This is a genomic window from Streptomyces sp. NPDC046939 (assembly GCF_040644575.1).
Taxonomy (GTDB): Bacteria; Actinomycetota; Actinomycetes; order Streptomycetales; family Streptomycetaceae; genus Streptomyces.
This window is the reverse complement of sequence record NZ_JBEYWV010000023.1, coordinates 78,991-92,679: the sequence shown is the minus strand read 5'-3', so window position 1 is coordinate 92,679 and position 13,689 is coordinate 78,991. Positions and strand designations below refer to the sequence as shown.

Here is a 13,689-nt window from a genome sequence, read left to right as displayed (position 1 = left end):
TCCTCCCTGGGTAGCCCCCCGCACCCCTTTTTCCACAACCTGCGCGTTCTCCACAGACTGCCGCGACCCCCCTTGACGCCGCCGCCGGGCATTGTCACATTCATCGGTGTCACATTCGTGCGGCGCAGAGGCGGAAGGCATCCGATGACGGACCTCACGAAGATCCATGGCGCGCGGGAGCGCTGGGTACGTACGGGCGGGATCGAGCTGTGCGTCGTCGAACTCGGTGACGCGGCGCGGCCCACCGTCGTCCTCGTGCACGGCTATCCCGACTCCAAGGAGGTCTGGTCGGAGGTTGCGACGCGCCTCGCGGACCGCTTCCACGTCGTGCTCTACGACGTCCGCGGGCACGGCCGCTCCACCCCGCCGACCCCGCTGCGCGGCGGCTTCACCCTGGAGAAGCTGACCGACGACTTCGTGGCGGTCATCGACGCCGTCAGCCCGGACGAACCGGTCCATCTGGTCGGGCACGACTGGGGTTCCGTGCAGGGATGGGAGTTCGTCACGGTCCGGCGGACCGAGGGGCGCATCGCGTCCTTCACCTCGATGTCGGGCCCGTCCCTCGACCACTTCGGGCACTGGATCAAGCAGCGGATGAAGCGGCCCACACCGCGCAAGGTGGGCCAACTGCTCGGGCAGGCCGCCAAGTCCTGGTACGTGTACGCGCTGCACACACCGGTTCTTCCGGAGCTCGCCTGGCGCGGACCGCTCGGCAAGCGCTGGCCGGGCATCCTGGAGCGCGTGGAGAAGGTTCCGGCGGGCGACTACCCGACGGCCTCGCTCCGCTCGGACGCGGCCCACGGCGCATGGCTGTACCGGGACAACGCGCGCGCGAGGTTCCGCCGACCGCGCGACGACGCGTACGCGCACGCGCCCGTGCAGCTCATCACGCCGCTCGACGACGCCTTCCTCTCGCCCGCGCTCTACGACCGCCTGGAGCAGTGGGTGCCGCACCTCACCCGGCGTGTGCTGCCGGCCAAGCACTGGGTGCCGCGCACCCGGCCGGACCAGCTCACCGCGTGGATCGCCGACTTCGTCACCGCGCACGAGAAGCGGGAAGCGGGCGAGCCGGCGCCGCGCACCACGGCCGACGGCAAGCACGCGGACCGGTTCGGCGGGCAGCTCGTCCTGGTCACCGGTGCGGGCAGCGGCATCGGACGGGCCACCGCGCTCGCGTTCGCGCGGGCGGGCGCACGCGTGGTCGCCGCCGACCGGGACGCCGGGACCGCGGCCCGTACCGCCGAGGCGGCCCTGCTCGACGGGGCGCCGGAGGCGTGGGCCGAGACCGTCGACGTGACCGACGAGCCGGCCATGGAGAAGTTCGCCGAGAAGGTCGCGGCCGAGTACGGCGTGGTGGACGTACTGGTGAACAACGCGGGGATAGGGCTGTCGGGGTCCTTCTTCGACACGACACCGCAGGACTGGAAGAACGTCCTCGACGTCAACCTGTGGGGCGTCATCCACGGCTGCCGCCTCTTCGGCAAGCAGATGGCCGATCGCGGGCAGGGCGGCCACATCGTGAACACCGCGTCCGCGGCCGCCTACCAGCCCTCCAAGGCACTGCCCGCCTACGCCACCTCGAAGGCCGCCGTGCTCATGCTCAGCGAGTGCCTGCGCGCCGAGCTGGCCGGACAGGGCATCGGGGTCTCCGCCATCTGCCCCGGCTTCGTGAACACGAACATCACGGCGACGGCCCACTTCACCGGGGTCGACGCCGAGGAGGAGAAGCGCCGCCGGAAGAAGACCGCCCGCCTGTACGGCCTGCGCAACTACCCGCCGGAGAAGGTCGCCGACGCGATCCTGGAGGCCGTCGCCCGGAACAAGGCGGTCGTGCCCGTCACCGCGGAGGCCCGCGGGGCGCGTCTCCTGTCACGTGTCGCGCCCAGGACGCTGCGGGCGATCGCCCGTCTGGAGCCACCGCTGTGAGCGCCGGGCGCGGAGCCGAGGGGAGTGCGCTGTGACAGACCAGCGATCAGGCGCCGAGCACCCGGCCGAGTACCGGATCGAGGACCTCGCGCACCACAGCGGCGCCACGGTCCGCACGATCCGCGCCTACCAGGACCGGGGTCTGCTGCCACGCCCCGAGCGGCGCGGCCGCGCCAACGTGTACACCTCCGCGCACCTGTCCCGGTTGCGCCAGATCGCCGACCTGCTGGACCGCGGCTACACCCTGGCCTCTATCAAGGAACTCCTGGAAGCCTGGGACGCGGGGCGCGGGCTGGGCGGCGTACTCGGTCTCGTCGCCGAGGTGGACGGCCCCTGGACGGACGAGCGCGCGGGCCGCATCACACGCGCGGAGCTGACCGAGAGGTTCGGCGGCGAGCACAGTGAGGCCGCGGTGAGGGAAGCGGTGGAGCTTGGTGTACTGGAGCGAGTGCCGGGCAGCGACGACGAGTTCATTGTCCCGAGCCCGCAAGAGCTGGCCGTGGCGGTGGAGTTGTATGCGGCCGGTGTTCCGTTGCCCGCCATAAGCGGGCACCTAAGGGAGTTGAGGGTCAGCGTCGAGCACATTGCCGCCCGTTTCCTGGAGTTCACGACCGAGCACGTCTTCGGCCGCTATTTGGGCCCGCACCCGCCGACCGACGCGGAAGCCGCCGAGGCCGCGTCGCTCGTACGCCGCCTGAGACCGCTCGCGCAGCAGTCGGTCGACGCGGAACTGGCGCGGGCCATGCGGATGTTCGCGACCCGGCACTTGCAGCGGCGGCTTGTGGAGGGGCCTGTGGAGGTGGACGCGGGTGAGCGGGATTTTGTCGCGCTGCCTCGGAACACAATGCGGGCTGTACGGGATCTGGTTGGGCCGGGAGCGGTTTCGGATTTTGTTGCGGCTGCTGCTGAACGTGAGGTGCAGGCGCGCAGGTTGGATGCGCTGACTTCAAGGGGCGCTGATGAGTAACTATTTGCTCAACGCCTGGCTCTGGTCGGGCGGTTGAGCAAGTGCTGTGCTATGCAGGTCAGTTGAGAGTCTGCCCGTCCAGCCCACTCAGACGGGAGGACGAAATCGGCGTGCACCGCGACCCCCTTACAGGCACGCTGCCGTCATGAATGAGCACCGCACCATCAAGGTGTCCAAATACCTTTCACGGCATTTGCGGCACCAACCCGACCGCATCGGGCTGGCCCTCGACGACGCGGGCTGGGTCGAGATCGACGAGCTGCTCGCGGCAGCGGCCGCGCACGGCTTTCGCATCAGCCGGGCGGAACTGGACCGCGCGGTCGAGGAGAACGACAAGCGGCGCTTCTCCGTCGAGGGCACCCGTATCCGGGCCAACCAGGGCCACACCGTCGACGTCGACCTGGGCCTGGCAGCGGCGGAGCCGCCCGCGTACCTCTATCACGGCACGGTCGGCCGCTTCCTCGACGCGATCCGGGCCGAGGGGCTCATACCCATGGGCAGACACGACGTGCACCTCTCCGTGGACCGCGAGACGGCCACGCGGGTCGGTGCCCGGCGCGGGCGGCCGGTCGTGCTGAGCGTCGACGCGGGGGCGATGCACCGTGACGGCCATACGTTCCGGGTGAGCGCGAACGGGGTCTGGCTGACGGCCGCCGTGCCGCCGGAGTACCTGCGTCTCCGTGACTGAGGCGGCCCGGCCATCCCGCCACCCCGGCCCCTGTCCCCAGGGCCCCCACACCCACAGCAACCCCCGCCCCTTTCTCCTCCCTCTCCCCTTTACGCTCACCCCATGACCGTTAAGCCCTCCGCCCCCAAGCCCCCGCTCCGCCTGAGCACCGTGATCCTGCCCCACCGTCGGTGGCGCGACGGGGCCCGGGATGCCTGGCAGCGCGCTGAGGAGCTGGGGTTCCACACCGCGTACACGTACGACCATCTGTCCTGGCGCGTGCCGTTCCGCGACGGGCCGTGGTTCGGCGCGGTGCCGACGCTGACCGCCGCCGCCGGCGTGACCACGAGGATGCGTCTCGGCACCTTGGTGACCTCGCCGAACTTCCGGCACCCGGTCACCCTCGCCAAGGAGCTGATCTCGCTCGACGACATCTCGGACGGCCGGATCACGCTCGGCATCGGCGCGGGCGGCACCGGTTTCGACGCCCACGCGCTGACCCGCAGCGACCAGGAGCCGTGGACGCCGCGGGAGAGGGCGGACCGGTTCGCGGAGTTCGTCGAGCTGCTCGACCGGTTGCTCACCGAGGACACGGTCTCGTACGACGGCACCCACTACTCGGCGGGTGGTGCCCAGAACATCCCGGGCTGTGTGCAGCGCCCCCGGCTGCCCTTCGCGGTGGCCGCGACGGGGCCCCGCGGGCTCAGGCTGGCGGCTCGGTACGGGCAGGCGTGGGTGACCACCGGCGACCCGAAGCTGTACGAGACGGGCACCCCGGAGGAGTCAGTTCAAGCCATTCGTGGTCAGGTCGAGAGGCTGGCCGCGGCCTGCGACGCGACCGGCCGTGACGTGGCCGAGCTCGACAAGGTCCTGCTCACCGGTTTCACTCCGGACCGCACGCGCCCCATGGAGTCCGTCGACGCGTTCGTGGACTTCGCGGGCACCCACCGTGAGCTGGGGTTCACCGAGATCGTGGTGCACTGGCCGATCCCTGACACCGACTTCGCGGCCGACCAGAAGACCTTCGAGGCCATCGCGACCCAGGCGCTGTCGCAGCTCGACTGATCCGGGACCCGTACAGCACACGTCAGGGGCGCGACAGCACCGGGCGCACGGGGCGCATGCGCCAGGAGCGCTCTCATCTGCGCGCCCCGCCGCACGCCCGTGCACGCAAATGAGCGACCATAGAGCGGTGACCTCACCGACTCCTGGGCCTCGGACCCCGGCCCCCACCGCTCCCGCGCCCCGGCTGATCGCCACGGATCTCGACGGGACGTTGCTGCGCGACGACAAAACCGTTTCTCCACGGACGGTCGCCGCGTTGGCCGCCGCTGAGGAGGCCGGCATCGAGGTCTTCTTCGTGACGGGCCGCCCGGCCCGCTGGATGGACGTCGTCAGCGACCACCTCCACGGTCACGGCCTGGCGATCTGCGGCAACGGCGCCGCCGTCGTGGACCTGCACGGCGGCCCCGGCAACCACCGCTTCGTCAAGATCCGCGAGCTGGCCGTCCCGGACGCGCTGGACGTCGTACGCGTCCTTCGTGAGGCGGCGCCGGGCACCTCGTTCGCCGTCGAGCGGACGGGCGGCCTGCACCACGAGCCGACGTACCCGCCGCTCCACCTCGACCCGGGCGAGAGCGTCGCGCCCGCCGAGAAGCTGCTGGCGGCGGACTTCGCCGGGTCCACGGTGGCGGAGCAGCCGGTGCTGAAGGTCCTGGCGTTCCACCCGGAGCTCGACCCCGACGCCTTCCTGGCCCTGGCGCGCGACGCGGTCGGCGAGCTGGCCGCGATCACCCGCTCCAGTCCGAGCGCCCTCCTGGAGATCAGCGGGCGGACCGTCTCCAAGGCGAGCACGCTCGAACTGTGCTGCGCCGAGCGCGGCATCTCCCCCGCCGAGGTGGTCGCCTTCGGGGACATGCCCAACGATATGGAGATGCTCACCTGGGCGGGCGCCTCCTACGCCATGGGCAACGCGCACCCCGACGTCCTTGCCGCGGCGAGCGGCGTCACGGCGACCAACAACGAGGACGGCGTGGCCCGCGTCATCGAGGACATCCTGGCCGCGCGCTGAGCCGTATCTCGCAGGGCGGGTGCGGCCCGGTCGGGTTGCCCGTGGTCCGCGCCTGCCCGAGCCGCTGCCCCTGCCGCTGCCGCTGCCGCTGCCGCTGCCGCGCAGAAACGTACCGCCACGGCGGCTCGGTACACCGCGCTGTCTCAGTGCGGCGCCTCCCACACCACCGTCGTACCGCCCGCCGCACCCGAACCCCCCTCCTCGTCCCCGAGGCCCGGCCCGTACCAACTGTCACCGCCGAGCGACTCCGCGCGCCTCTTGAGGTTCTTCAGGCCACTGCGCCGCCCGCCCGCCGGGATGCCCACACCGTCGTCGGCGACCGTGAGACGTACGCCCTCGCGGCCGTCGGGCAGCCGGACGGTGGCGTCCACGACCACGTCGATCCGGGTGGCCCGCGCGTGCCGGAAGGCGTTCGAGAGTGCCTCACGCAGCGCCGCGATGAGGTTCTTGGCCGTGAGTTCGCCGACGACGGTGTCGACCGGTCCGACGAAGCGGTGCGAGGGCTTGAACCCGAGCGGCACGGCGGCCATGTTGATCTCCCGCAGCACGCGCGTGCACAGCCCGGAAGGCGCCTCCGCCGGGCCCTGTTGCAGCGCGAAGATGGCTGTCCGGATCTCCTGGATGGTGACGTCCAGTTCATCGACGGACTTGCCGATGCCCGAGCGCACCTCCGGCACCGCTGACCCGCGCTGGGCCGTCTCCAGCATCATCCCGGTGGCGAACAGCCGTTGGATGACGAGATCGTGCAGGTCACGCGCGATGCGGTCGCGGTCCTCGAACACGGCGAGACGCTCCCGGTCGCGTTGCGCCTCGGCCATCATCAGCGCGAGCGCGGCCTGCGAGGCGAACTGGGTGGCGAGCACGCGCTCGCCCTCCGTGAAAGGACGCGCCCCGCGCGCGCGGGGCGTCACCAGCGCCCCCAGGACGCGTCCGTCGCTCCGCAGGGGCAGCAGCATGGCCGGTCCGTAGCCCCGCGCAAGGTCGGTGAGCACGCGGGGATCGGAGGCCACGTCCTCCATGAACACCGGTCGCCCGGCGAGGAGTTCGGCGGCGATACCGCTCTCCGGCGGCAGGATCAGGCCGAGCGCGGCGGAGGGTGCGTCCGAGGCGACGGCGACGATCTCCATACCGCCCTCACCGGTCGGCAACAGCACCAGGCCCGCCGCCGACTCCGACAGCCTGCGGGCCTGCTCGGCGACCACCTGCAACGCGTCGTCGGCGTCCCCGCCCGACAGCAGCGCCGTGGTCACGGCCACGGAGCCGTCGATCCACCGCTCCCGCTGCCTGGCCGCTTCGTACAGACGCGCGTTGCCGATCGCGATGCCCGCCTCGGTGGCGAGCACCCGCACCATGGTCAGGTCGTGGTCGGTGAACGCCCGCCCTCCGCGCTTCTCCGCGAGGTAGAGGTTGCCGAAGATCTCCTCCTGTACGCGGATGGGGACGCCCAGGAATGTGCGCATCGGCGGATGGTGCGCGGGGAAGCCGCACGCGCGCGGGTCACCGGAAACGTCCACGAGGCGCATGGGGTCGGGGTCGTGGAGGAGCGCGCCGAGCAGGCCCCGGTGCCCGTCGGGAAACCGCCCGATGCGCCGCGCTGTCTCCTCGTCCACGCCGTGATGGACGAAGTCCGCGAGGCCCTCACCGTCCTCGGCGACGACACCGATCGCCGCATAGCGCGCGTCCGCCAGCTCGGCGGCGGTCTCGCAGATGCGGTCGAGCGTGGAGTGCAGCTCCAGGCCGGTGCCGACGGACCGCATCGCCTCCAGAAGCTGCGGCACGCGCGCGTGGAGCTCCGTCGACGGTCCTTGGACACCAGAAGGCGGGGACGGGACGGACGAGGCGGACGACTCCATGGGGGCTGCCATGCCCCGAGACTAATAAGTCCCATTTGGCAAGGAAAGCCGGAATCTCGTACGCCTCAGCCCCAGGCCCTATGACACCGCCCCCACGCTCACCGACCGGCGCCGACCAGCAGCTCAACCGCCCGCTCCCGCGCCCGAAGCTCCCGCAGCGGCCCCTCGACAGCGGCCAGCTCGGCGTACGCACCGCGCTGCACGACCCGTCCGCCGTCGAGCACGATCACCTCGTCGACGGCGTCGAGACCGGCGAGCCTGTGCGTGATCAGCACGGTCGTCCGGCCCTGGGTCGCGTCCAGCAGGTCCGCGGTGAGCGCGTCCGCCGTCTCCAGGTCGAGATGTTCGGCCGGCTCGTCCAGGACGAGGACCGGGAACTCGGCGAGGAGCGCCCGGGCGAGCGCCAGCCGCTGCCGCTGCCCGCCGGACAGCCGCGCGGCGTGCTCGCCGACCAGGGTGTCGAGCCCGTCCGGCAGCGCGTCCGCCCACTCCAGAAGGCGTACGCGGCCGAGCGCGGCCCGCAGTTCGTCCTCGGTGGCGTCCTTCTTGGCGAGCAGCAGGTTCTCGCGGACGCTGCTGTCGAAGAGGTGGGCGTCCTGGGCACACAGTCCGACGAGCCGCCGTACGTCGTCGCCGTCGAGCGCGTACGCGTCGGTACCGCCGAGCGTGTAGGTACCGGCGTCCGCGTCGAGGAAGCGCACCAGGACCTGGGCGAGCGTCGACTTGCCCGATCCGGACGGGCCGACGACGGCGATCCGGCGGCCGCGCTCCAGCGTCAGGTCGACCCCGGTGAGCGCGTCCCGCGCCTGCCCCTCGTACCGGGCGGTGAGACCCCGTACGACGAGCGGGAAGGGCTCCTCCGGCGCCTGTGCGGGCCGCTCGGGCTCCCGTACGGGTTCGGGGGCGTCGAGCACCTCGTAGACGCGCTCGGCGCTCTTGTGGACGCGCTGGCGGTACTGGACGGCGAGGGGCAGCCCGAGCACCGCCTCGAACGCGGCCAGCGGGGTCAGGACGACCACCGCCATCGCCACGCCGTCGAGCTGCCCGGAACGCACTCCCTGCACGCCGGCCAGCGCGGCGGCGGCCACGGTCAGGCCGGTGATCAGCGCGGTGAGCCCATCGCCGAGCGCGGTCGCGGTGGCCGCGCGGGAAGCGATCCGGGTCAGCGCCGAGTCGGCGTCGGCGGTCTCCTTCGTCCGGCGGGGCAGCGCACCGGCGACGGTCAGTTCGGCGGTGCCGGTGAGCAGTTCGGCGACCTTGGTGGCGAGCGTCCCGCGCGCGGGGGCGAGCCTCCGCTCCGCCCTGCGGGCCACCGCACCGGACAGGAGGGGTACGCCGACCCCCGCGAGCAGCAGTCCGACGGCGAGGACGGCACCGGCCGCGGGCAGCATCCAGGTGGTGAACGCCACCGACGCCACGCCCACGAGCGCCGCGACCGAGGCGGGCAGCAGCCAGCGCAGCCAGTAGTCCTGGAGCGCGTCCACATCGGCGACGAGCCGGGAGAGCAGGTCACCGCGTCGTGTCGTCCGCAGTCCGGCGGGCGCCAGCCGCTCCAGACGGCGGTAGACGGCGACCCGGGTGTCGGCCAGCATCCGCAGCACGGCGTCGTGCGACACGAGCCGCTCCGCGTACCGGAAGCAGGCCCGGCCGATGCCGAACGCGCGCGTGGCCGTCACCGCGACCATCAGGTACAGCACCGGCGGCTGCTGCGAGGCCCGCGAGATCAGCCACCCGCTGGTCCCCATGAGCCCCACCGAGCTGCCGAGGGCGAGCGCGCCGAGCAGCAGGGCGAGCGCCAGCCGCGAGCGGCGCGGACGCGCGGCGGCCCGCAGCCGGGTGAGGACGTGGCGCCCGTCCCAGGGTGTGTCCCGCGTCCGCCGGTCCACCGGCGCGGCGGCGAGCTGGGCGCGCTCGGGCGAGCCCGCCGTCACGGCCGCGCGCTGCCCGGACGGCCGGCCCGCGCCGGGTGTGTCCAGGCGGACCACCCGGTCGGCGACAGCGAGCAGCGCCGGCCGGTGCACGACCAGGAGCACGGTCCGGCCGACGGCCAGCCTGCGCACCGCCTCGACGATCCCGGCCTCGGTCTCGCCGTCGAGCGCGGCGGTCGGCTCGTCGAGCAGGACGACGGGCCGGTCGGCGAGGAACGCGCGGGCCAGCGCCAGGCGTTGCCGCTGCCCGGCCGACAGGCCAGCCCCGTCCTCACCGAGCTCGGTGCGCACCCCGTCGGGCAGCGCCTGGACGAACTCCAGCGCGCCCGCCTCGCGCAGGGCAGCCAGCACCGCCGCGTCGTCGGCGTCGGGCCGGGCGAGCCGTACGTTGTCCGCGATCGACCCGGCGTACAACTGCGGTCGCTGCGGAACCCACGCCACGCGCGCGTGCCACGCGTCCCGCTCCACGGTGGAGAGGTCGGCGCCCCCGACGAGCACACGCCCGCCACGGGGACGTACGAACCCCAGCAAGGTGCTCAGCAGGGTCGACTTGCCCGCGCCGCTGGGGCCCACGAGGGCGACGGTCTCGCCGGGTGCGACGGCGAAGGAGGCATGGGAGACGGCGTCTTCCGTACGTCCCTCGTAGCGCACGGAGACGTCGTCGAACTCGATGCCCGTGGTCGCGGGGACGGGCTCGCTGCCGGACTCCGGCAGCGGCGTCTCCAGGACGGCGAAGATCTCCTCCGCCGCCGCGAGCCCCTCGGCGGCCGCGTGGAACTGCGTCCCGACCTGCCGCAGCGGCAGATATGCCTCGGGCGCGAGCACCAGAATCACGAGGCCGATGTAGAGGTCCATCGTGCCGTGCACGAGCCGCATGCCGATGGTGACCGCGACCAGGGCGACCGACAGCGTCGCGAGGAGTTCCAGGGCGAAGGAGGAGAGGAAGGCGATGCGCAGGGTGCGCATGGTCGCCCTGCGGTACTGGCCGGTGATCGTGCGGATGGACTCGGCCTGCGCCTTGGCGCGACCGAACACCTTCAGGGTCGGCAGGCCCGCGACCACGTCCAGGAAGTGGCCCGACAGGCGCGACAGCAGCCGCCATTGCCGGTCCATGCGGGACTGGGTGGCCCAGCCGATGAGCATCATGAAGATCGGGATGAGGGGCAGTGTGCCGACGATGATCGCCGCCGACACCCAGTCCTCGGTGACGACACGGGCGAGGACCGCCACCGGAACCACCACCGCGAGCCCGAGCTGCGGCAGATAGCGCGAAAAGTAGTCGTCCAGCGCGTCCACGCCACGCGTGGCGAGCGCGACCAGCGAACCGGTCCGCTGCCCGCTCAGCCACCCGGGGCCGAGCTGTGCCGCGCGTTCGAGCAGACGCCCCCGCAGCTCGGACTTGACCGCCGCGCTCGCACGGTGCGCGGCGAGTTCGGTCAGCCACGCGACCAGGCCCCGGCCGGCGGCGACGGCCACCAGCAGCAACAACGGGGTCCGCACCTGCGCGACATCGAAGCCGTGCTGGAAGGCGCCCACCACCACCTCGGCGATGAGCATCGCCTGCGCGATGACCAGGCCCGCCCCGGCGGCACCCAGGACGATCACCGCAAGGAGGAAGAGACGGGTGGCCCGGGCGTACCGGAGCAGGCGCTGGTCGATCGGTTTCACGTGAAACACGCCCCCTCAGGGTTCACTGCGCGGTATTCAGTGCGTTCAGTGCGCGGCATCGGCGATGTGCTTCGTCCCGATGCGCTTGCGGAACACCCAGTACGTCCACGACTGGTAGAGCAGCACGAGCGGGGTCGCGATCGCCGCGAGCCAGGTCATGATCTTCAGGGTGTAGGGGCTCGACGAGGCGTTGGTGACCGTGAGGCTCCAGGCCGGGTCGAGCGACGACGGCATGACGTTCGGGAACAGCGTGAGGAAGAGCGTCGCGAACGCCGCCGCGATGGTGATGCCGGACAGGGCGAACGACCATCCCTCGCGCCCCGCCTTGATGGCGCCGATCGCCCCGATGAAGGCGACCAGGGCCACGATCATCGCGATGAGCGAACCGCCGTCCCCCTTGTCGGCCTGGGTCCACAGAAGGAACCCGAGCGCGAGGACCAGGGTCACCAGCCCGAGCCGCAGCGCGAACCTCCGCGCCCGCGCCCGGATGTCGCCCAGCGTCTTGAGCGAGGCGAACACCGCTCCGTGGAAGGTGAACAGGGTCAGGGTGACCAGGCCGCCCAGGAGCGCGTACGGGTTGAGGAGGTCCCAGAAGGTGCCGACGTACTCGAAGTGCCGGTCGAGCTTGACCCCGCGCACGATGTTGCCGAAGGCGACGCCCCACAGCAGCGCCGGGATCAGCGAGGTCCAGAAGATCGCGTGCTCCCAGTTGGTCTGCCACTTCTCCTCGGGCCGCTTCGCGCGGTACTCGAAGGCGACACCGCGCACGATGAGGCAGACTAGGATGATCAGCAGCGGCAGGTAGAAGCCGGAGAAGAGCGTCGCGTACCACTCGGGGAACGCGGCGAAGGTCGCTCCGCCGGCCGTGAGCAGCCACACCTCGTTGCCGTCCCAGACGGGACCGATCGTGTTGATCAGCACCCGCCGCTCGGCACGGTCGCGCGCGAGCAGCTTGGTGAGGATGCCGATGCCGAAGTCGAAGCCCTCGAGGAAGAAGTAGCCGATCCAGAGGACCGCGATGAGGACGAACCAGACGTCGTGGAGTTCCATGACTTGTGCGCTCCCTTGGCCCTAGTAGGAGAAGGCCATCGGCTTGTCGGCGTCACGGTCGCCGCCGATCCTGGTGGGCGGGTTGAGGTCGTCGTCCGAGAGCTCGGGCGGCCCGGCCTTGACGTACTTGACGAGCAGCTTGACCTCGATGACGGCGAGCACCGCGTAGAGCAGGGTGAAGACGGTCATCGAGGTGATGACCTCGGCCTGCGAGACGCTGGGGGAGACGGCGTCGCGGGTCTGCAGGACGCCGTAGACGACCCACGGCTGGCGGCCCATCTCGGTGAAGATCCAGCCCCAGGAGTTGGCGATGAGCGGGAATCCCATGGTCCACAGGGCGGCGATCCAGTAGAGCCGGGCGAACTTCGGGCTGAGGACCTTGTTCTTGAAGAGCACCAGGTTCGGTACCTCGTCCTCGCCCGTCCGCAGGTGCTTCGGCAGCATGAACTTCTTGCGGGTGAGCCAGAGTCCGAGGAGGCCGAGGGCGAAGGACGCCATCCCGAACCCGATCATCCAGCGGAAGGCCCAGAAGGTGACGGGGATGATCGGCCGGTAGTCGCCGGGCCCGTACTTCTCCTGCTCGGCCTTGTTGGTGTCGTTGATGCCGGGGATGTGCGAGGTGAAGTTGTCGTCGGCGAGGAAGGACAGCACGCCGGGGATGGAGAGTTCGACGCTGTTGTGGCCTTTGCTCACGTCCCCGTAGGCGAAGATCGAGAACGGTGCCGCGTCCTGGCCGTCCCACAGCGCCTCGGCCGCCGCCATCTTCATCGGCTGCTGCTTGAACATGACCTTGCCGAGCTGGTCGCCGCTGATCGCGGTGAGCATTCCGGCGATGACGACGGTGATGAGGCCGAGCCGCAGCGAGGTCCTCATCGTCGCGATGTTCGTCCGCTTCTTGCGCGCCAGGTGGAAGGCGGCGATGCCGACCATGAAAGCGCCGCCGGTCAGGAACGAGGCGGTGATGGTGTGGAAGAACTGGGTGAGCGCGGTGTTCTGCGTCAGCACCTGCCAGAAGTCGGTCAGCTCGGCGCGGCCGGTGGCCTTGTTGTACTTGTAGCCGACCGGGTGCTGCATCCAGGAGTTGGCCGCGAGGATGAAGTACGCGGACAGGATCGTGCCGATGGACACCATCCAGATGCAGGCCAGGTGGATCTTCTTCGGCAGTTTGTCCCAGCCGAAGATCCACAGGCCGATGAAGGTCGACTCGAAGAAGAACGCGATGAGTGCCTCGAAGGCCAGCGGCGCACCGAAGATGTCACCGACGAAGCGCGAGTAGTCGGACCAGTTCATGCCGAACTGGAACTCCTGCACGATGCCCGTCACGACGCCCATCGCGATGTTGATCAGGAAGAGCTTCCCCCAGAACTTCGTGGCCCTGAGGTACTTCTCCTTCTCGGTCCGCACCCAGGCGGTCTGCAGCCCGGCGGTCAGCGCCGCCAGCGAGATCGTCAGCGGCACGAAGAGGAAGTGGTAGACGGTGGTGATGCCGAACTGCCATCGCGCCAGGGTCTCCGGCGCCAGAGCCAGGTCCACTGCGTCATCTCCTTACATCGCCGCGG

At 71.2% G+C, this 13,689-nt stretch carries 9 protein-coding genes; 5 read left to right on the top strand and 4 right to left on the bottom strand.

Annotated features, from left to right (window positions below):
• The first annotated feature begins 144 nt into the window (after nucleotides 1-144).
• The 5 genes from ABZ877_RS24710 (at nucleotide 145) to ABZ877_RS24690 (ending at nucleotide 5,631) form a co-directional block, all read left to right on the top strand.
• On the top strand, nucleotides 145-1,926 hold the full coding sequence (locus ABZ877_RS24710) for an SDR family oxidoreductase (protein WP_361074765.1): 1,782 nt from the start codon (nucleotides 145-147) through the stop codon (nucleotides 1,924-1,926).
• Between the two features lie 31 nt (nucleotides 1,927-1,957).
• Nucleotides 1,958-2,893, top strand: coding sequence for a MerR family transcriptional regulator (locus ABZ877_RS24705; protein ID WP_361074763.1), 936 nt, complete (start codon nucleotides 1,958-1,960; stop codon nucleotides 2,891-2,893).
• Between the two features lie 145 nt (nucleotides 2,894-3,038).
• On the top strand, nucleotides 3,039-3,581 hold the full coding sequence (locus tag ABZ877_RS24700) for an RNA 2'-phosphotransferase (RefSeq protein WP_361074761.1): 543 nt from the start codon (nucleotides 3,039-3,041) through the stop codon (nucleotides 3,579-3,581).
• Nucleotides 3,582-3,683: 102 nt separating this feature from the next.
• The gene (locus tag ABZ877_RS24695) at nucleotides 3,684-4,625 is read left to right on the top strand and encodes an LLM class flavin-dependent oxidoreductase (RefSeq protein ID WP_361074759.1); all 942 of its coding nucleotides are present in this window, start codon (nucleotides 3,684-3,686) and stop codon (nucleotides 4,623-4,625) included.
• Between the two features lie 127 nt (nucleotides 4,626-4,752).
• Nucleotides 4,753-5,631: a Cof-type HAD-IIB family hydrolase gene (locus ABZ877_RS24690; protein WP_361074757.1), complete on the top strand. Its 879-nt coding sequence runs from the start codon at nucleotides 4,753-4,755 to the stop codon at nucleotides 5,629-5,631.
• 143 nt (nucleotides 5,632-5,774) lie between these two features.
• Here ABZ877_RS24690 and ABZ877_RS24685 read toward each other — a convergent pair whose 3' ends face one another.
• The 4 genes from ABZ877_RS24685 to ABZ877_RS24670 all read right to left on the bottom strand — a co-directional run bounded on the left by ABZ877_RS24685 (nucleotide 5,775) and on the right by ABZ877_RS24670 (nucleotide 13,663).
• Entirely contained in the window at nucleotides 5,775-7,496 is a 1,722-nt protein-coding gene (locus ABZ877_RS24685) for a GAF domain-containing protein (RefSeq protein WP_361074755.1), read from the bottom strand.
• Nucleotides 7,497-7,582: 86 nt separating this feature from the next.
• Nucleotides 7,583-11,080 carry a thiol reductant ABC exporter subunit CydD gene (gene cydD, locus ABZ877_RS24680; protein ID WP_361074753.1) on the bottom strand — a complete coding sequence of 1,166 codons (3,498 nt, stop codon included), beginning with the start codon at nucleotides 11,078-11,080 and terminating at the stop codon, nucleotides 7,583-7,585.
• Nucleotides 11,081-11,125: 45 nt separating this feature from the next.
• A complete protein-coding gene (cydB, locus tag ABZ877_RS24675; RefSeq protein ID WP_361074751.1) occupies nucleotides 11,126-12,130 on the bottom strand; it encodes a cytochrome d ubiquinol oxidase subunit II in 1,005 nt (334 codons plus the stop codon).
• A gap of 21 nt (nucleotides 12,131-12,151) precedes the next feature.
• A complete protein-coding gene (locus ABZ877_RS24670; protein WP_361074749.1) occupies nucleotides 12,152-13,663 on the bottom strand; it encodes a cytochrome ubiquinol oxidase subunit I in 1,512 nt (503 codons plus the stop codon).
• Nucleotides 13,664-13,689: the final 26 nt, after the last annotated feature.